The organism is Kitasatospora sp. NPDC087271, from assembly GCF_044744605.1.
Lineage (GTDB): Bacteria > Actinomycetota > Actinomycetes > Streptomycetales > Streptomycetaceae > Kitasatospora.
In genome coordinates, this window is record NZ_JBIUYQ010000002.1 from 614,990 (window position 1) to 632,920 (window position 17,931).

Genomic DNA, 17,931 nt, shown 5'->3' on the forward strand with positions numbered 1-17,931 from the left:
GCACCACGCCGTCGGCGTGCGTCAGGCGAAGAGCCGGCGCCAGGTGTCCGGGCCGGGGTAGCCGTCGGCCTCGGCGCCGCGCCAGCCCTGGGCCTGCTGGAAGGCCTGGACGGCCCGCCGGTCGCTCTCGCTCCAGCGCGGGCCGGGGCCGACGCCGTACGAGCCGCCGAAGCCCTTGCGCACCAGCTGCTCGCCCAGCAGGCGGACCTGGTCGTTGTTCTGACCCGGTCCGAAGTACTGCCGGCCGGGGAAGGCGGGCGCCCCGGTGCCGGGCCGGACCGGCGGCGGTAGCGGGGTGGTGCCGGCGCCGATGGCGCGGCCCTTGCCGTTGACCAGGTAGTCCCAGGTGTCCTTGCCGGGGATGCCGTCGGCCTCGGCGCCGCGCCAGCCCTGGGCCTCCTGGAAGGCCTGGGTGGCCCGCCGGTCGGCCTCGCCCCAGTGCGGGTCGGGGCCCTCGGAGTAGAACCGGGCGCCGCCGCGCTGCACCAGCAGCCGGCCGAGCTCGGTGACGTACGCGTTGTTCGCGCCGGGGCCGAACTTGTCCGCGCCCGGGAAGGCGGTGGCCGGGGTGCCGTCGTTGCTGCCGCCGGACAGGCCGGTGTAGCGGTACGGGACGTAGGCGCCGGAGTTGTTCCAGTAGGCGTACGGGGTGTCGCGCTTCTTGGTGCCGGGGGAGGTCTGCTCGTAGGCGAGGTAGCGGGTGAGGGAGGAGTCCGTCCAGCCGCCGAAGATCGTCACGTGCGACCCGGACTGCGGGCTGGCCGGGTTGTTGTAGATCAGCACGTCGCCGGGCTGGAGGTCGGCCTTGCCGATCCGCTCGGCGAAGTTCGGCAGGGTCCAGGTGGTCTGGCTGCTGCCGAGGCCCCAGGCCATCGAGACGAAGCCGGAGCAGTCCTGGCGGTAGCCGTCCGACCAGTAGCTGCCCATGCCGTACGGCACCTGCTGGTCGACCCAGCCCTGGGCGCGCTGGATGATCTGCGCCCGGGTGGGCGGCTGGGCGGCGGCGCGCGGGGCGGCGAAGGCGCGGGCGCCGGGTGCTTGGCCGTAGAGGCCGCTGACCTCGCCCTGCGGGGTCTGCGGGGGCTGGGCGGTGCTGTTGCCGCCCGGGGTGGGGCCGGGGGTGGGGGCCGCGGTGGCGTGCCCGGCGGCGGCCGTCCCGCCGCCCACCGCGGTGCCGACGGCGGCCATCAGCACGGCGGCCCGGCGGCGGATGCTGCGGGCCGCGGCGTGCCCGCCCTCGTGCACCGGTGCGGCGTGCCGCCGGGCGCGGCGGCGGGCGTTGCAGCCCCCGCATATGCAGTCCTCGTCCGGTTCGACCTCGTCGAATTCCAGCAGCGGGGACAGGTGGTCGGTACGGGTCATGCTCCGCCTCTTTCCTGCGGTCTTCCTGGTCGACGCCTGACGGCGTGACAGGACTGGCCTTCCCGGGCCGGCCCCGCGTGTTATCGGGACCAAAGTCCCAAAGCGGGCGGAAGGTGGCACGGCGGGTTGCGCCGGACGGGTGACAACCGTTCGGCGGCCCGGGCGTGGCGGGGGCGGGGAGGAGACGGTAGTGCCGGCGCGGAGCCTGGCGGGCGGTCAGGTGTGGCGGGGGTGCGTGGGCCGGTTCGAGGACGGCGGGGGCGGTTGGACGCCGGGGCGGCCGGATGTCGGGGAAGACTGGACGCCGGGGACGGCTACTGCCACTCCCAGCGGATGCCGATGTGCCCGGGCTGCTGGTCCGGGGCGAGCACGTGGGCACTCGCGGAGGCGCCGATCCAGAGCTGCTCGCGGCGGTGGTCGACGTCCGCGCCCGGCTCGCGGTCGTAGCGCTCGCAGTGCGCCGGGACGGCCGCCGGGTCGAAGTGCACCTGGAGCACGTACTCGCGCACCGGGGTGGCGAAGCGGCGGCTGTACTCCAGCGTCGGGCCGCCCGGCGGGATCTCCACCTCGTACTCGAAGACCGTGCTGTCGCCGAGCGCCAGCGGGCGGTCCAGCATCAGCTCGCCGACGGTCAGGCCGGCCTCCGGACGGCGCCGGACCCGGCCCAGCCGGCCGTGCCGCACCGAGGTGATCTCCGGGCAGCCCGTCGCCTCCTCGTCGGCCTTGTGCACGACCAGGCAGCGGCCCACGCCGCCGACGGTGGCGCGCACCACCTGGCGCATCCGCAGCAGGTTGCCGCGCCGCTCGGCGTCCACGTAGTACGAGTCGTGGATGCTCAGCCGCTCCAGTTCGCCCTGCGGCGGGGCGTCCAGCTCGGCGAAGATGTCCGCGATCTGCCGTTCGCCCGGCCAGACGTCCTCCAGGCCGAGGTGGCAGGTGTTCGCGACGGCGGCCCAGCGGCCGCGCGGGCGGGGCGGGCCGAGCAGCGAGGTGAGCGCGCTGTGCGGCAGTCCGAGCAGTTCCTCCAGCAGGTGGACGGCTCTCAGCGAGCTGGCCCGTTCGGGCTGGCTGCGTCCGCGCCGCCAGTAACTCAGCGTCGTGACGCTGACTCTGACGCCACGTTGGGTGAGGGCGGCTCTGATCCGGTCCAGGCTGAGGCCACTGGCCTCGATGGCCAGGTGCAGGGTGTCCGCGAAGCCGCCGGGGGCGGTGGCCCGCCCGGCGTGCGCGGGTGCCGGAGGCGGTGCGGGTACGGACGGGCCGGGGCGCTCCGGGCGCAGTCCGACCAGCCGGAGTCGCGCGGAGTCCTGAGGCTGCTGTGCGGCCATGCGGTGACCCTCCCCGCCAGGTGAGTTCGGAGGGGCCTGGCCGGCGCCGAGGCTCGCCGCCGACGGCTTCACCGAGCTTTGGGGAACCCTATGCACGGTCGAGAGGCTACGTCATCAGTCGTGCGTATGACAGGGGTCACGGCACGTGAACCGAAGGGTTGATGATCTTGAAACAGTTCGGAAACACACGCCCTCGCCGCCCGCCCTCGCCGCCCGCCCTCGCCGCCCGCCGCGACCGGGCGGACGCACACCGCCGGGGCGGGCCCTGTCGGCGCCGCCCCGGCGGGGGTCAGGTGGTGCTACCCGCTGGTGGTCAGTTGACGTTCAGCGCGATGTCGTCGATCACGAAGCTGGTCTGGTTGGAGCCGTCCTCGGTGCCGGTGAACTTGACGGTCACGCTCTTGCCGGCGAAGGAGGAGAGGTCCAGGGTGCGCTTCACGTAGCCGGCGGCGGCGTTGACGTTGGAGTACGTCGCCAGCGTGGTGCCGTTGGCCTGGACGGTCAGCTTGTCGTACGCGGTGGAGCCGGTCTCCGCGGTGTCGATGTGCAGCCAGAAGGTGAGGCTGGCGGACTTGCAGCCGGCCGGCACCGAGACGGTCTGCGACAGGGTGTCGGTGTGGGCGCTGCCGTAGCCGTCCAGCCAGGCCTTCCAGCTGCCCGAGTGGGCCGCCTGCGAGGAGCTGTTGTCGACCACGCCGCTGGAGGTGGTCCACGGGGCGGCGGTGCCGGTCTCGAAGCCGCCGTTGCCGACCAGCTGGGCCGCGGTGCAGCCGCCGGTGGGCGGGGTGGTGGAGCCGCCGCCGAGCAGGGCGGTGGTCAGGCCGTCGGCGATCGGGGTGCCCCAGCCGGTGACCTGGTCGTAGCCCGTACCGGCCGGGAAGTCCTGGTTGGAGCCGCTGGTCACGTCGTGGAAGGCGCCGGAGTAGTTGCTGCTGTTCGCGACCGCGTACAGCTTCGGGTTCGCCTCGCCCAGGACCGGCTGGCCGGCCGCCTTGGCCTTCTGGTTGAACTGGGCCGCGTAGCCGGCCCACAGCGGCGCCGCCGCGCTGGTGCCGCCGTAGACCTGCCAGGAGCCGGCCGTGTAGATCGCGAAGCCGCTCGCCGGGTCGGCGTTGGAGGAGACGTCCGGGACGGTGCGCATGGTGCCGCTGCCGGTGCCGGTGCCGGTCTGCCAGGTCGGCTTGCCGAACACGGTGGAGACGCCGCCGCCGGCGCTGCTCCAGGCGCTCTCCGAGGAGTACGAGGTGCCGGACACCTGGAGGTTGGTGCCGCCGACGCCGGTCTGGTGCGGGCTGGACGCCGGGAAGTCGACCGCCTTGACCGACGAGCCGCTGGTGGAGCGGGTGCAGTCGCGGGAGCCGTCGTCACCGGAGGCGGAGAAGATCGAGATGCCCTGGGCGGCGGCCTGCTTGAAGGCGTTGTCCACGGCCGTCATCGAGGCGGCGGTGGTGTCCGGCTCGCAGGAGCCCCACGAGATCGAGATGACCGAGACCTGGTTGTCGGCCACGATCTTGTTGGCCATGTCGATCTCGCCCTGGTCGCTGTTGGGCGCCTCGTAGACCAGCTGGGTCGCCTTCGGCGCCGCGCCGCGGACGATCTCGCTGTCCAGCTCGACCTCGCCCTGGCCCCCGCCGGGGGCGGAGTCGTAGTTGGCGCCGTCCACCGAGACCGTGGAGACGGCCGGGCCGGACAGGCCGTACTGCGAGTCGTAGGTGGTCAGGTTGGAGGACGAGTAGCCGTCGAACTCCCAGAGGGCGACCGTCGTGCCGGTGCCGTCGGCGCCGGTCTTGTTCAGGTTGTAGGCGCCGTCGTACTGCGACGGGCCGAAGCCGCTCGGGGTCGAGGAGGCCGTGTGCGGGGTGACCGAGTTCGGCTTGGCCAGGCGGTTCTTGCGGACCGCGTGGTTGTCCAGGCCGCTCACGCCCTGGACCACGTCGGCCAGGTCGGCCGGGACGGAGGCGGCGGCGTCGTTGGCGAAGAAGGCGCGCTGCAGCTGCGGGTCGACGTAGGAGCTCTCGTGGGTGCCGAAGGCCTGCGAGATCTGCGCGTTGGTGCCGTGGGCGCTGACCACCTGGCGGTTGGCGCTCACCTCGGTGACGGTCAGGCCCTGGGCGGCCAGGTAGGTCTTGACCTGGTCGACGGCGGCCTGGGTCGGCCCGAACCGGGCGGTGAACTGCTCCGGCGTCAGGTACTTGCCGAACTCGGGGGTGCCGGGGGTGGCGACCGCGGCGAGGAAGCGGTCGAGGGCGGCGGTGTCACGCAGCTTCAGGCTGACGGCCACCGAGATCTGCTGCTCGGCCGGGACGTCGCCCTTCTTCTCCGAGTGGGCCACCGCCGGGTTGACGGTGTTCGGGAGCGCGACACGGGGAGCGGGGGCGGCCTGCGCGGTGGAGACACCGAGCGAGACGGCGGTCAGCGGCAGCACGGCTATCGCCGCGGCGAGGGCAAGGGAGCGGGGGCGCAACGGATCCTCCTCTGGCCGGCTGTGGGGGCCGGCAAGGGGCCAGAGCGTTCCGGAGTCGAAAACGCTGGCTAGAACATGACAGAACCAGTGCGCAAAGTGGCTCATGGTCAAGCAATTCGTTGCTAAAAAACAGTCAACTGTGGACACCCGGAATGCGGGGATTCCATACAGTGAATAGCCCGGATTCCGGAACCGGCCCCTACCGGTGGGGGGCGGAAGGGACGGACGTGGAACCGGGTGGAGCCGCGCGGGAAGCATGACCGGCGTGGGCCGAACGGCGACGCGCGGGAATCGGGCGCGGGCGGCGCGGAACTATGTGAACGGCACGGCCCGGCGGCTGCTCTGACGGCTGCCCCGACGGTGGACCGGAAGGGGCTGAGGGCGGGCCGGGAGGGCCTGGCGGGTCCGACGGTGGGCCTGGCGGGTGCGCGGGGAGGCCGCGCACCCGCCGGCGGGGGTCAGGGGGTGCCGAGCCAGGCGGTCAGGGCGGTGCGGAGCTCGCCCTGGCCGGGGTCGACGGCGCCCCAGGCGGCGTAGCCGTCCGGGCGGATCAGCAGGACGGTGTCGCGCAGCTTGCCGTGCGGGTCGGCCGGGGCGGCGGTGACCATGCGGTCCGCCCAGGGTTCGGCGGCGGCCAGTTCGTCGTTGCTGACCAGGACGAACTTCCCCTCGCGCAGCGCCTCGTAGAGCCGCTCGGGGGCGGCCGGGGCGCCCTCGACGGGCTTGCGCAGCGCCGTCAGCCGCAGGTCCGGGACGCGCTTGCCGACCTGCGGGTGGGCGTCCTTCGGGGCCGGGTAGGAGATGTCGATGCCGGAGACCATCCGGGCGCCGCGCTCGGTGACCGGGTCGAGGTGGCCGCCGAGCGTGGTGAGCGCCCCGCGCAGGGCGCGGGTGGGGGCGGACTCGGCGAGGGCGAGCCGGATCAGCGCGCCGGAGGTGCGCAGCACCGTCCGGCCGACCGGGTGCCGTTCGCCCTGGTAGGTGTCGAGCAGGGCGTCGGTGGCGTGGCCCCGGAGGGCGGCGGCGAGCTTCCAGGACAGGTTGGCGGCGTCCTGGAGGCCGGTGTTCATGCCCTGGCCGCCGGCCGGGGAGTGGCAGTGCGCGGCGTCGCCGGCCAGGAAGACCCGGCCGGAGCGGTAGTTGGGGGCCTGACGCTCGTCGCTGTGGAAGGTGGAGCTCCAGCGGACGTCGTGCAGGCCGTAGTCCTCGCCGAGGGTGGTCCGGGCGATGGCGGCGAGGCGCTCCGGCGAGGGGGTGGTGCCGTCGGGCTGCCGCTCCTTGCGGTCCCAGGCGATCAGCCGGTACCAGCCGTCGCCGAAGGGGGCGAGGAAGGAGAAGCCGGTCTCGTTGGCGCCGACGGTGATGGTGTCGGCGGGCTCGCGCTCCAGCCGGACGTCGGCGAGCATCACGGAGTCGACCACGGACTCGCCGGGGAACGGGATGCCGAGCAGGTCGCGCACGGTGGAGCGGACGCCGTCGGTGCCGACCGCGTACCGGGCGGTGAAGGCGTTCCCGTCGCGGGTCTCCAGGGTGACGCCCTCGGCGTCCTGGCGCAGGGCGGTGACCTCGGCACCGCGCAGGATGGTCGCGCCGGCCTGCTCGGCGCGGTCCTGGAGCAGCCGTTCGACGTGGTACTGCGGCGTGATCAGGACGAACGGGAAGCGGGTGGGCAGCGAGCTCAGGTCGATGCCGAAGCGGTCGAACATCCTCAGGCCGGTGACCGGGCGGCCGGTGGCGATGAGGTCGTCGGCGAGGCCGCGGGCGTCCAGGAGCTCCAGAGTGCGGGCGTGCACGGCGAAGGCCCGGGTCAGGTTGGACTCGGCGCCGCGCTTCTCCAAGACGGTGACGCCGACCCCGGCCGCGGCGAGGTCGCCGGCCAGTAGCAGTCCGGTCGGTCCGGCACCGACGATCAGGATGTCGGTGGCGGTCGTCGGCTTCGCGGTCATGTGTCAGCTCCCGGTGTTCGGAGGGCGGTTGGACGCCGTGTCCGGCGTTCTCCCAGACTCCATCATCCCGGGCCCGCGGGGAGCTGTGAACCGCCGGGCCCCGGCGGTGGGTGACCGCCGGGGCCCGGAGCGGATCGGACGGGGCCGGGACGGCGCTCAGCCGTGCCGGCGGACCTCCACGGTGCGGAACCGGTTGGCGACGAACGCGCCGTCGCAGTAGGCCGAGTTGGCGGCCGGGTTGGCGCCGGTGCCGTGCAGGTCGGAGAAGGCGGCGGTCTGGTTAGGGTAGACGCCGCCGGTCAGGTTGAGCGAGAGCGAGACGCCGGCGTCGAGCGCGGCCGCCACCAGCAGGCCCTCCACCTCGGGCGAGGTGGTGTAGCCGGAGGCCGTCATGGCGCCCTTGTCGCGGACCGTGGTGCGCAGCAGCTCGACGGCGGCGGGGGTGGACTCGACGGCGACGGCGAAGGAGACCGGGCCGAAGCACTCGGTGCGGAAGACCGCGCGGTCGTCCGGCTTGTCGGCGTCCAGCTTGACCAGCGCGGGGGTGCGGACGGTCGCGCCGGGGAAGTCCGGCGAGGTCACCGCGCGCGGGGCGAGGGCGAGCTCGCCGTACTCGCCGCCGGCCGCGGCGGCCGAGCGCTGCAGCACGCCCGGGTTGACCACGGCGCCGAGGATGGCGGCGGCGCGGGCGTCGTCGGAGAGCAGGCCGTCGATGGCGGCGGCGAGGTCGGCGACGACCTGGTCGTAGGATTTGTCGCCCTGGTCGGTGGCGATGCCGCCGCGCGGGATCAGCAGGTTCTGCGGGGTGGTGCACATCTGGCCGCTGTAGAGCGAGAGGGCGAAGGCCAGGTTGCCGAGCATGCCCTTGTAGTCGTCGGTGGAGTCGATGACGACCGCGTTGACGCCGGCCTTCTCGGTGTACACCTCGGCCTGCTTGGCGTGCTCCTCCAGCCAGTCGCCGAAGGCGGTGGAGCCGGTGTAGTCGATCAGCCGGATCTCGGGGCGGACGGCGAGGGTCTGGGCGACGGTGCCGCCCTCGTGCTCGACGGCCAGGCAGACCAGGTTGGGGTCGTAGCCGGCCTCGGCGAGCACCTCGCGGGCGGTCCGGACGGTCAGCGCGAGCGGCAGCACGGCGCGCGGGTGCGGCTTGACCAGCACCGGGTTGCCGGTGGCCAGCGAGGCGAACAGGCCGGGGTAGCCGTTCCAGGTGGGGAAGGTGTTGCAGCCGACCAGCAGCGCGAGGCCGCGCGGGACGACGGTGAACTCCTTGGTCATCACCAGCGGTTCGCGCTTGCCCTGGGGCTTGGTCCAGCCGGCCCGGCGGGGCAGCCGGGTCTGCTCGGCGTAGGCGTAGGTGACCGCCTCCAGGCCGCGGTCCTGGGCGTGCGGGCCGCCGGCCTGGAAGGCCATGCCGTAGGCCTGGCCGGTGGTGTGCATGACGGCCTGGCCGAACTCGTGGGAGCGGGCGTTGATCCGGTGCAGGATCTCCAGGCAGACGGCGGCGCGCTCCAGCGGGGTGGCGGCGGCCCAGCCGGGCCGGGCGGCGCTCAGCGCGGCGATCAGCGCGTCCGGCTCGGCGTGCGGGTAGCCGATGCCCAGCTCGATGCCGTACGGGGAGGCCTCGCCGCCGACCAGGTCGCCGTCGGCGGGGTGGCCGTCGAGGGTGAACGGCTGGCCGAGCAGGGCGTCGAAGGCGGCCTTGCCGTCCGCCGGGCCGCTCTCGCCGTACGCCTTCGGGAACTCGGGGTAGGGCGACCAGTAGTCGCGCTTGGCGGCGGCGTCGAGGGCGGCGTCCAGGGTGGCCTGGTGGCGCTCGACCAGTTCGCCGACGAGGGGGTGGGTGACCGCTGCGGACATCTGTGCGCTCCTCAGGAGGGAGGACGGGACACGTCACAGGGTAACCGAACGATCGGTCGGCTCACGAGGGTGCGGGGGGCGGAATCCGGGAGGACGCGCGGGGCGGTGGCCGGAAAGCGCGCGGGGGCGCGTCCGTGGCGGACGCGCCCCCGGGGGGCCGGTGCGGGGCAGGGTCTACGGCACGCCCAGCTCGAAGATGACGTACCCCGCGTACCAGCCGGAGGCGACCGCGCCGAAACCCAGCACCGCGGCCAGCACCGGCCAGCTGAGCTTGCGCATCGCCACCGCGAGCGCGATCAGCAGCGGGAACGCCGGCAGCAGGTAGCGCGAGACGTTGCCGAAGATGCCGAGGCTCCCCAGCACCGAGACGATCGTGGCCAGCGTGTAGGCGGTCAGCACCAGCGGCGGGCGCAGCCGGATCAGCAGCACGATCAGCACCGGCAGGGTGAGCACGATCAGGGTGGCGAAGAGGTCCGGCACCGGGAACGCGAACGGGTAGTCGTTGCGGCCGAGCAGCACGCCGCGGATCGCGTGCCAGGTGCCCTGGCCCCAGTCGAAGTAGTGCAGCCAGGCGTCGTGCTGGAGCCGGAAGTAGCCGCCCCACTCGCCCATCCGCCAGCCCACCCAGGCCACGTAGCCGAGCAGGCCGACCGGGGCCAGCAGCATCGCGGTCAGCGGGCGCAGGACGCCGCTCTCGCGCCGGTACAGCTCCACCAGCGCGGCCAGGCCGACCGCGCCTATCAGCGCCGCGGCGGTCGGCCGGTTGAGCCCGGTGACCAGGGTGATCACCCCGGCGGCGACCCACTGCTTGGTCATCACGCAGTAGCAGGCCCAGGCGGCCAGTGCGACGAAGGTGGAGTCCGAGTAGACCGCCCACTCGGCGCCCGAGCCCGGGGCGATCGCCCAGATCCCGGCCGCGATCACGCCCGCCCTGGGGCCGGCCATCCGGTCCACCACGGCGTAGATCCCGGCGGCGGCGAACAGCGAGGCCACCACCGACACCAGCATCCCGGCGCCGTACAGGCCGAGGCCGGTGACGTCCGAGGTCATCCGCATCAGGCCCGGGTAGAGCGGGAAGAACGCGGCGGAGTTCTGCTCGACGGAGAAGCCGACCGGGCCGTTGGGGATCGTGACCAGCGCCGGGTGGTAGCCGAACTGGGCCACCTGCTGGTACCACCAGCCGTCCCAGGTGGCCAGCACGTCCCAGGGGTTGGCGCCGCCGCCGAACCGGGCCGGCTTCTTGAGGTAGTCGCCGGAGAAGGAGAGCAGCTTCATGAAGACGGTGAAGCCGATCAGTTTCAGCACCGCGTAGCACCACACCGCCGGCCCGAACCGGACCACCAGGGCGCGGGCGCCTTCCCGCCAGCCGCCGCCGGGCACGCCCTCCGGATCATCGCTGCGCTGCTCGGGCACGTCGGAGGCGACGGCCGGTATTGCGTTCATTCGGACTGGACCCCACCCTGCTGGACGTGGACGATCGTCCGCCGAGTCTAGGGCCTGCGCATCGGGGCCTGGTGTGGACCAGTGCGCTGCCGCGGACCCGACCGGACCCGATCGCGTACGGCGCGGGGCGGCCGGGGATACTCGGAGGATGGCCGATCACAGCACGCGTACCGCCTACACCGTGGAGTCACTGCTCGCGGTGACCGTCGACGTGTTCAACGAGCGCGGCTACGACGGCACCTCGATGGAGGACCTGTCCCGGGCGGCCGGGATCTCCAAGTCGTCCATCTACCACCACGTCCGCGGCAAGGAGGAGCTGCTGCGGCTGGCCGTCGGGCGGGCGCTGGACGGGCTGTTCGCGATCCTGGCCGAGCCGGCGGCGGTGCGGGGCCCGGCGGTGGAGCGGCTGGAGCACGTGGTGCGCCGCACCGCCGAGGTGCTGCTCGCGGAACTGCCGTACGTGACGCTGCTGCTGCGGGTGCGCGGGAACACGGTGACCGAGCAGTGGGCGCTGGAGCGGCGCCGGGAGTTCGACCACCAGGTCGCCGAGCTGCTGCGGGCGGCGGTCGCGGACGGTGCGCTGCGCGCGGACGTCGAGCCGCGGCTGGCCACCCGGCTGCTGTTCGGGATGATCAACTCGATCGTGGAGTGGTACCGGCCGGGCCTCAAGGGCACCGACGGCGTCGCGGACGCGGTCGTCCACCTGGCCTTCGACGGGCTGCGCGCGCGGTAGCCGCCGCCGGCCGGTGGCCGGGTGGTCAGTCCGGGGGGACCTGGTCGGTCTCCTCGAAGATCAGCATGGTCCGGGTGCCGAGCACCTGGGGGATGGACTGGATGCTGCCCAGCACCAGCTCCCGCAGCGCGTGGTTGTCCGCGGTGTGCACCAGCAGCAGGACGTCGAAGTCTCCGCCGACCAGGGCGATGTGGGCGACCCCGGGGAGCTCCAGCAGCTGCTCCCGGACCGTGCGCCAGGAGTTCTGGACGATCTTCAGGGTGATGTACGCGGACGCGCCCTGACCTGCCCGTTCGTGGTCGACGCGGGCGGTGAAGCCGCGAATGATGCCGTCCTCGACCATCCTGGATATCCGGGCGTAGGCGTTCGCCCGGGACACGTGCACCCGCTCGGCCACCGAGCGGATCGAGGCGCGGCCGTCCTGCTGCAGCAGCCGCAGGATCGAACGGTCGACCCGGTCGAGTCTGGACATCTGTTCAGCCGACATGACCCCCCACCCTCGCCGATTGGACGCACTGCCACCAGTCGACCGCCGCTCAGGCCGAATGTCCACCACCTTGTCACGCTTCTGGTCAAGATGAACAGACGACCGAACAATCGGTAGGGAGCCCCCGCCACCCCAGGAGGTGCCCCGAGATGACCGTTCTCGACCACAGACACCACACGGCGGTGCCCGGCTGGACCCCCGGGGCCACCGCCCCGCGGACCGACCCGGCCCCCCTGCTCCCGGACGCCTCACCGGTCCGGGTGCTCGGCACCCCCGCGCTGGAGAAGTACGACCCCGCACTGCTGCGCGAGCTGTACCGCCGCCTGGTGGTCGGCCGCCGCTTCAACCAGCAGGCCACCACCCTGACCAAGCAGGGCCGGCTGGCCGTCTACCCGGCGTCCACCGGCCAGGAGGCCTGCCAGGTCGCCGCCGCGCTGGTGCTCGGCGAGGCCGACTGGCTGTTCCCCAGCTACCGCGACACCCTCGCGGTGGTCTCCCGGGGCGTCGACCCGCTGGAGGCGCTGACCCTGCTGCGCGGCACCGCCCACACCGGCTACGACCCGCGCGCCACCCGCACCGCCCCGCTCTGCACCCCGCTCGCCACCCAGGCCCCGCACGCCGTCGGGCTGGCGCACGCCGCCCGGCTGGCCGGCGAGCCGGTGGTCGCGCTGGCCATGCTCGGCGACGGCGGCACCAGCGAGGGCGACTTCCACGAGGCGCTGAACTTCGCCGCGGTGCTCCAGGCGCCGGTGGTCTTCCTGGTGCAGAACAACGGCTACGCGATATCCGTCCCGCTCAGCGCGCAGTCCGCCGCGCCCACCCTCGCCCACAAGGCCGTCGGCTACGGCATGCCGGGCCGGCTGGTGGACGGCAACGACGCGCCCGCCGTGCACGGCGTCCTGACCGAGGCGGTCGAGCGGGCCAGGACCGGCGGCGGCCCGACCCTGGTCGAGGCGCTCACCTACCGGGTCGAGGCGCACACCAACGCCGACGACGCCACCCGTTACCGCACCGACCCGGAGGTGGCCGCCTGGCGGGAGTACGACCCGATCCTGCTGATGGACCGCTCGCTGCGCGAACTCGGCGTCCTGGACGACGCGCTGGTGCAGTCGGCGGCCGACGAGGCGGAGGCGCTGGCGGCCCGGATGCGGGCCGAGTTCCACGCCGACCTCGAGCTGGACCCGATGGCCCTGTTCACCCATGTCTTCGCCGAGCCGACCCCGCAACTGCGGGAACAGGCCGCCCAGTTGTCCGCCGAGCTGGCCGCCGAGGCCGAGGTGCAGCACTGATGAACCAGACGGCCACACCGACCCGTACGGCGAGCATGGCGCAGGCGCTCAACGCGGCGCTGCGCGACGCCCTGCGCGAGGACCCCGCGGTGCACGTGCTCGGCGAGGACGTCGGCGCGCTCGGCGGCGTCTTCCGGATCACCGACGGGCTGACCGCCGAGTTCGGCCCCGACCGCTGCCTGGACACCCCGCTGGCCGAGGCCGGCATCCTCGGCACCGCGATCGGCATGGCGATGTACGGGCTGCGCCCGGTCGTCGAGATGCAGTTCGACGCCTTCGCCTACCCGGCGCTGGAGCAGCTGTTCTCGCACGTCGCCAAGATGCGCAACCGCACGGCCGGCCGGCTCCCGCTGCCGATCACCGTCCGCATCCCGTACGGCGGTGGCATCGGCGGGGTCGAGCACCACAGCGACGCCTCCGAGGCGTACTACGCGGCCACCCCCGGCCTGCACGTGGTCACCCCGGCGACGGTCGCCGACGCGTACGGGCTGTTGCGGGCCTCGATCGCCTCCGACGACCCGGTGGTCTTCCTGGAGCCCAAGCGGCTCTACTGGGGCAAGGACGGGTTCGACCCGGCCGCGCCGGTCGAGCCGATCGGCCGGGCCGTGCTGCGGCGGCCCGGCACCTCCGCCGTGCTGATCACCTACGGGCCCTCGCTGCCGGTCTGCCTGGAGGCGGCCGAGACGGCGAAGGCCGAGGGCTGGGACCTCGCGGTGCTGGACCTGCGCACCCTGGTGCCGTTCGACGACGAGACGGTCTGCCGGGTGGTGCGCTCGCTCGGCCGGGCCGTGGTGGTGCACGAGGCGAGCGGCTTCGGCGGCACCGGCGCGGAGATCGCGGCCCGGGTCACCGAGCGCTGCTTCCACCACCTGGCCGCGCCCGTGCTGCGGGTGACCGGCTTCGACATCCCGTACCCGCCGCCGATGCTGGAGCACCACCACCTGCCCGGGGTGGACCGGATCCTGGACGCGGTCGCCCGGTTGCAGTGGGAGGACCGAGGATGATGCCCGTCGTGCGCGAGTTCCGGCTGCCCGACCTCGGTGAGGGACTCACGGGGGCCGAGGTGGTGCGGTGGCTGGTCGAGGTCGGCGAGGTGATCGCGGTCGACCAGCCGGTGGTGGAGGTGGAGACCGCCAAGGCCGTGGTGGAGGTGCCCTGCCCGTACGGCGGGGTGGTCACCGCCCGGTACGGCGAGGAGGGCGAGGAGATCGCCGTGGGCGCGCCGCTGGTGACGGTCGCGGTGGCTCCGGCGGAAGGGGCTTCGCTGCTGGCCGAGACGGCGGCCGGGATGCTGGTCGAGGCGGCGGCGGAGGTGGAGCGGCCGCTGGTCGGGTACGGGGTCGCCGAGCCGGAGAAGGGCGGGCGGCGGCGCCGGGTGGGGGGTGCGGCTGCTGGTCCTGCTGCTGTTGCTGCTGTTGATCCGGCTCCTGTTCCCGCTGACGTTCCGGTTGTTGTTCCGGTTGTTGTTCCGGCTCCCGCGCTGGTGGTGCGGACCGTTCCGGGCGTGGTGCCGGTGATCTCGCCGCTGGTGCGGCGGCTGGCCCGGGAACAGGGGGTCGATCTGGCCGCGCTCTCCGGCAGCGGCCCCGACGGGCTGATCATGCGCGCGGACGTCGAACGGGCGGTCGCGGCGAAGACGGTGGCACCGACGGCTCCGGCACCGACGGCTCCGGCGCCGGTGGCGCGGGAGGGCGTCGTCCCGCTGCGCGGGCTGCGCAAGGCGGTGGCCGAGAAGCTCAGCCGCAGCCACCGGGAGATCCCCGCAGTGACCTGCTGGGTGGACACCGATGCCACCGAACTGATGATGCTGCGGCGGCAGTTGAATGCCGCCCCCGGCCCGAAGGTGAGCGTGCTGGCGCTGCTCGCCCGGATCTGCACGGTCGCGCTGGCCCGTTTCCCGGAGCTCAACTCCAGTATGACGGAGGACGGTTCTGGCATCATCCGACACGCGGCGGTGCACCTGGGCTTCGCCGCGCAGGGCGAGCGAGGCCTGGTCGTCCCGGTGGTGCGGGACGCCCACGCCCGCACTACCGAGCAACTCGGCCAGGAGCTGGGCCGGTTGACCGAGGCGGCGCGCGACGGCTCGCTCACCCCGGCCGAACTGACCGGCGGCACCTTCACGTTGAACAACTACGGGGTGTTCGGCGTGGACGGCTCCACCCCGATCCTGAACCACCCCGAGGCGGCGATGCTCGGGGTCGGCCGGATCGTCGCCAAACCCTGGGTGCACGAGGGGGAGTTGGCGGTGCGCGAGGTCGTGCAGCTGTCGTTCACCTTCGACCACCGGGTCTGCGACGGCGGGACGGCGGGCGGTTTCCTGCGGTTCGTCGCGGACTGCGTGGAGCGGCCGGGGACGCTGCTGCGGCAGCTCTGAGCACGACTCGGTCGCCCTGGGTGGCGCACTCCGCACCCAGGGCGACGGGGCGCGAATCGAGGGAGAGTAGCGCGTCCCGGGCCCGGGTGTCCGGGCTTCGCGTGATTTGTCGGATGAGCAGTTCGGGCGTGCCACGCTGCCTAGGCGTCAGCAGAGACAAGCCAGGTGGTGGCGCAGGGCGGCCGGAGGCGAAACGATTCTCTTGGGTACTCGAAACGTTGCGGTGAAGTCCCGCAGAACACTTCTGGTCCGCACCGGGCACGGCTCGGCGGGCGCCGCCTCCGTTCCGGGCCTGCCGGAGCTCCCGGCGGACGCGGTGGCGGACACGATGGCGCACGTGACGGCGGAGGTGACGGCGGCCGGGATGGCGGCCGGGATGGCAGCCGCGAGGGCGGCCGGGGCGGGGCCCGAACGGCCGCCGATGCCGCTGGACCCGCCGGACCTCCCGCCGCAGATCCCGGCCGAGGCGCCGACAGCCGTCCTCCCGGCGCTGCCGGCCCCGCCGGTGCGGCCGGTGCGCCCGCCGGCCGTCCCCGCGCCCAACTACCCGGAGCCGCCGGCCGAGCCGCCCGCCGTGCCGCCTGCCGCCCCCGCGTTCCGGCCGCTGTTCACCGACGCTCCCGGCCTCAACTGGGCGGGCCCCGGCGACAGTTGGACCAGGGCTTGGGCCGCGCAGGAGCCCGCCGAGGGCCGCCCGGCCCAACTGTCGGCCCCGTTGGCCGTTCCGCTGCCCGCCTCCGACCGCAGCGCCCCCGACCGCAGTGCCCCCGACCGCAGCGCCTCCCCCGTCGAACAGCCGCTCACCGTACGGGACGTCGAGCTGATCCGGGCCAGCCTGGCGGTCGTCGAGCCGGTCGCCGACCGCGCCACCGCGCACTTCTACGCGCTGATCTTCCTGCACCACCCCGAGGTCCGGGCGCTCTTCCCGGCCGCCATGGACGTCCAGCGGGACCGCCTGTTCCGCGCGCTGCTGGCCGCCGCCCGCGCCGCCGACGACCCGGCCGGCCTGCGCGTCCACCTCGGCGCGCTCGGTCGCGGCCACCGCCGGTACGGCACGCTGACCGGCCACTACGGCCCGGTCGGCGAGTGCCTGGTGCAGGCGCTGGCCAGGTACGCGGGCAGCCGGTGGGACGCCGAGACCGAGCTGGCCTGGCGCCGGGTCTACCGGCTGGTCTCCTCGATCATGATCGAGGCCGCCGAGGACGCCGCCCGCACCTCGCCGCCCTGGTGGCAGGGCGAGGTGGTCCGGCACGAGCGCCGCACCCGGGACGTCGCGGTGATCACCGTCCGGCCGGACCAGGCGTACCCGTACCGGGCCGGGCAGTACACCAGTCTGGAGACGCCCTGGTGGCCGCGGGTCTGGCGGCACTTCTCGTTCGCCTCGGCCCCCCGGCCGGACGGGCTGCTGACCTTCCACGTGAAGGCCGTCCAGGCGGGCTGGGTGAGCAACGCGCTCGTCCATCGGGCCGCTCCCGGGGACGTCCTGCGGCTGGGCCCGGCGGCCGGCACGATGACCGCCGACCACGTCGCCGGCGCGGACCTGCTCTGCCTCGGCGGCGGTACCGGCATCGCGCCGATCCGCGCGCTGGTCGAGGAGGTGGCCGAGCGCGGCACGCCGGTCGGCGCCGTCGACGTGTTCTACGGGGCCCGCCGCGCCGGCGACCTGTACGAGCTGGACGGGCTGGACGAGTTGGCTCGGCGGCTGCCGTGGCTCACGGTGCGGCCGGTGCTCTCCGGCACCGGGCCGGCCGAGGGTGCGCTGACCGGCGAACTCCCCGAGGTGGTGGGCCGGTTCGGGCCGTGGGCCGGGCGGGAGGCGTTCCTCAGCGGGCCGCCCGCGATGGTCCGCCGGGGCGTCGGGGTGCTGTTGCGCTCGGGCGTGGCGGCCGAGCGGATCCGGCACGACCTGGTGGGCGACCTCGCGGCGGGGTGATCGGGCGGCGGGGTGATCGGGTGGCCCCGGCGGGAGAGTCAGCCGGGATCGGGAGTGGCCAGCGGGTCGGCGGGTCAGCCGGTCAGCCGAGGTCCGGGGCGAGCAGCGCGCGGACGCCCTCGATGTTGGCCGCCAGGTACGCCCGCAGCCGGGGCGGGACGACGTTGACGGAGGTCACCCCCTCGCGGGTGAACGGCAGCCGGACCACCTGGTACTCGCCGTTGGGCTCGTCCACCTCGGGGCCGTGCCGCCGGCTGAGGTCCATCGAGGCGAGCCGGCAGGCGAAGAAGTGCTGCACCTTGACCCCGTGCGGGTGGAGCAGGGTGCCGTCGTCATGGTGCGTGTGGCTGATGGTGTCGACGAAGGCGGGCACCACGTCGACGATCTTGCCGCCGAGTTCCTCGTCCACCTCGCGGTGCAGCGCCTCGACCACGGTGCGGTCGCCGCGCTCGACCCCGCCGCCGGGAGTGATCCAGTACGGCTGGGGCGCGCCGGGCCGGACCCGCCGGATCAGCACGATCGAGGCCGGGCCGTACGGGTCGTCCGGGTCGAGCTCCAGCAGGATCGCCCGCGCGGTGCGCTTCACCACCGGGCGGGGCGGCGGGGTTCGGTTGTCGGGGCCCATGGCGACCTCCGGGGCTGGAGCGTTGTGCGGGAGTCTCCCGCGGGACGGTCCGGCCGAAACCCGCCCGAACCGGTGCGTCCGTTCGGGGGC

General features: G+C 74.0%; 13 protein-coding genes. 5 read left to right on the plus strand and 8 right to left on the minus strand.

The genetic code is table 11. The features are described from left to right. Positions 1-21: 21 nt before the first annotated feature. From ACIO9K_RS05865 to ACIO9K_RS05890, 6 genes are all read right to left on the minus strand, one after another. On the minus strand, positions 22-1,362 hold the full coding sequence (locus ACIO9K_RS05865) for a peptidoglycan-binding protein (protein ID WP_400327297.1): 1,341 nt from the start codon (positions 1,360-1,362) through the stop codon (positions 22-24). 314 nt (positions 1,363-1,676) lie between these two features. After that, entirely contained in the window at positions 1,677-2,690 is a 1,014-nt protein-coding gene (locus ACIO9K_RS05870; protein ID WP_079135727.1) for a hypothetical protein, read from the minus strand. Positions 2,691-3,003: 313 nt separating this feature from the next. Next, entirely contained in the window at positions 3,004-5,154 is a 2,151-nt protein-coding gene (locus ACIO9K_RS05875) for a protease pro-enzyme activation domain-containing protein (protein ID WP_400327299.1), read from the minus strand. Between the two features lie 458 nt (positions 5,155-5,612). Next, complete coding sequence (locus ACIO9K_RS05880; RefSeq protein WP_363626231.1) at positions 5,613-7,100, minus strand: FAD-dependent monooxygenase; 1,488 nt, start codon at positions 7,098-7,100, stop codon at positions 5,613-5,615. Between the two features lie 156 nt (positions 7,101-7,256). Then, positions 7,257-8,957: a phenylacetic acid degradation protein PaaN gene (gene paaN, locus ACIO9K_RS05885; protein WP_363626233.1), complete on the minus strand. Its 1,701-nt coding sequence runs from the start codon at positions 8,955-8,957 to the stop codon at positions 7,257-7,259. Between the two features lie 174 nt (positions 8,958-9,131). After that, entirely contained in the window at positions 9,132-10,400 is a 1,269-nt protein-coding gene (locus tag ACIO9K_RS05890; RefSeq protein ID WP_363581610.1) for a hypothetical protein, read from the minus strand. Between the two features lie 148 nt (positions 10,401-10,548). On the opposite strand from ACIO9K_RS05890, the gene ACIO9K_RS05895 reads away from it, so the two are divergent. Continuing rightward, on the plus strand, positions 10,549-11,133 hold the full coding sequence (locus ACIO9K_RS05895; RefSeq protein WP_063348430.1) for a TetR/AcrR family transcriptional regulator: 585 nt from the start codon (positions 10,549-10,551) through the stop codon (positions 11,131-11,133). A gap of 25 nt (positions 11,134-11,158) precedes the next feature. On the opposite strand, the gene ACIO9K_RS05900 is transcribed toward ACIO9K_RS05895, so the two are convergent. Then, a complete protein-coding gene (locus tag ACIO9K_RS05900; protein ID WP_363581606.1) occupies positions 11,159-11,605 on the minus strand; it encodes an Lrp/AsnC family transcriptional regulator in 447 nt (148 codons plus the stop codon). A gap of 164 nt (positions 11,606-11,769) precedes the next feature. Between ACIO9K_RS05900 and ACIO9K_RS05905 the strand changes: the two genes are divergently transcribed. The 4 genes from ACIO9K_RS05905 to ACIO9K_RS05920 all read left to right on the plus strand — a co-directional run bounded on the left by ACIO9K_RS05905 (position 11,770) and on the right by ACIO9K_RS05920 (position 17,216). Further along, positions 11,770-12,909 (plus strand): thiamine pyrophosphate-dependent dehydrogenase E1 component subunit alpha, encoded by a 1,140-nt coding sequence (locus tag ACIO9K_RS05905; protein WP_400327303.1) that lies wholly within the window; start codon positions 11,770-11,772, stop codon positions 12,907-12,909. Further along, positions 12,909-13,913 (plus strand): alpha-ketoacid dehydrogenase subunit beta, encoded by a 1,005-nt coding sequence (locus ACIO9K_RS05910; RefSeq protein ID WP_350876812.1) that lies wholly within the window; start codon positions 12,909-12,911, stop codon positions 13,911-13,913. The genes ACIO9K_RS05905 and ACIO9K_RS05910 overlap by 1 nt, the downstream gene beginning before the upstream one ends. Then, positions 13,913-15,283: a dihydrolipoamide acetyltransferase family protein gene (locus ACIO9K_RS05915; RefSeq protein WP_400327305.1), complete on the plus strand. Its 1,371-nt coding sequence runs from the start codon at positions 13,913-13,915 to the stop codon at positions 15,281-15,283. Before ACIO9K_RS05910 ends, ACIO9K_RS05915 begins: the two co-directional genes overlap by 1 nt. 223 nt (positions 15,284-15,506) lie before the next feature. After that, a complete protein-coding gene (locus ACIO9K_RS05920) occupies positions 15,507-17,216 on the plus strand; it encodes a globin domain-containing protein (RefSeq protein WP_400327307.1) in 1,710 nt (569 codons plus the stop codon). An 82-nt stretch (positions 17,217-17,298) separates the two neighbouring features. Here ACIO9K_RS05920 and ACIO9K_RS05925 read toward each other — a convergent pair whose 3' ends face one another. Beyond that, entirely contained in the window at positions 17,299-17,841 is a 543-nt protein-coding gene (locus tag ACIO9K_RS05925) for an NUDIX domain-containing protein (protein WP_363581602.1), read from the minus strand. Positions 17,842-17,931 lie beyond the last annotated feature (90 nt).

Bases quoted from the DNA above. Each gene is read 5' to 3' on its own strand.
- ACIO9K_RS05865 (WP_400327297.1), bottom strand. From the start codon at position 1,362: ATGACCCGTACCGACCACCTGTCCCCGCTGCTGGAATTCGACGAGGTC.
- ACIO9K_RS05870 (WP_079135727.1), bottom strand. From the start codon at position 2,690: ATGGCCGCACAGCAGCCTCAGGACTCCGCGCGACTCCGGCTGGTCGGA.
- ACIO9K_RS05880 (WP_363626231.1), bottom strand. From the start codon at position 7,100: ATGACCGCGAAGCCGACGACCGCCACCGACATCCTGATCGTCGGTGCC.
- paaN (WP_363626233.1), bottom strand. From the start codon at position 8,957: ATGTCCGCAGCGGTCACCCACCCCCTCGTCGGCGAACTGGTCGAGCGC.
- ACIO9K_RS05890 (WP_363581610.1), bottom strand. From the start codon at position 10,400: ATGAACGCAATACCGGCCGTCGCCTCCGACGTGCCCGAGCAGCGCAGC.
- ACIO9K_RS05895 (WP_063348430.1), top strand. From the start codon at position 10,549: ATGGCCGATCACAGCACGCGTACCGCCTACACCGTGGAGTCACTGCTC.
- ACIO9K_RS05900 (WP_363581606.1), bottom strand. From the start codon at position 11,605: ATGTCCAGACTCGACCGGGTCGACCGTTCGATCCTGCGGCTGCTGCAG.
- ACIO9K_RS05905 (WP_400327303.1), top strand. From the start codon at position 11,770: ATGACCGTTCTCGACCACAGACACCACACGGCGGTGCCCGGCTGGACC.
- ACIO9K_RS05910 (WP_350876812.1), top strand. From the start codon at position 12,909: ATGAACCAGACGGCCACACCGACCCGTACGGCGAGCATGGCGCAGGCG.
- ACIO9K_RS05915 (WP_400327305.1), top strand. From the start codon at position 13,913: ATGCCCGTCGTGCGCGAGTTCCGGCTGCCCGACCTCGGTGAGGGACTC.
- ACIO9K_RS05925 (WP_363581602.1), bottom strand. From the start codon at position 17,841: ATGGGCCCCGACAACCGAACCCCGCCGCCCCGCCCGGTGGTGAAGCGC.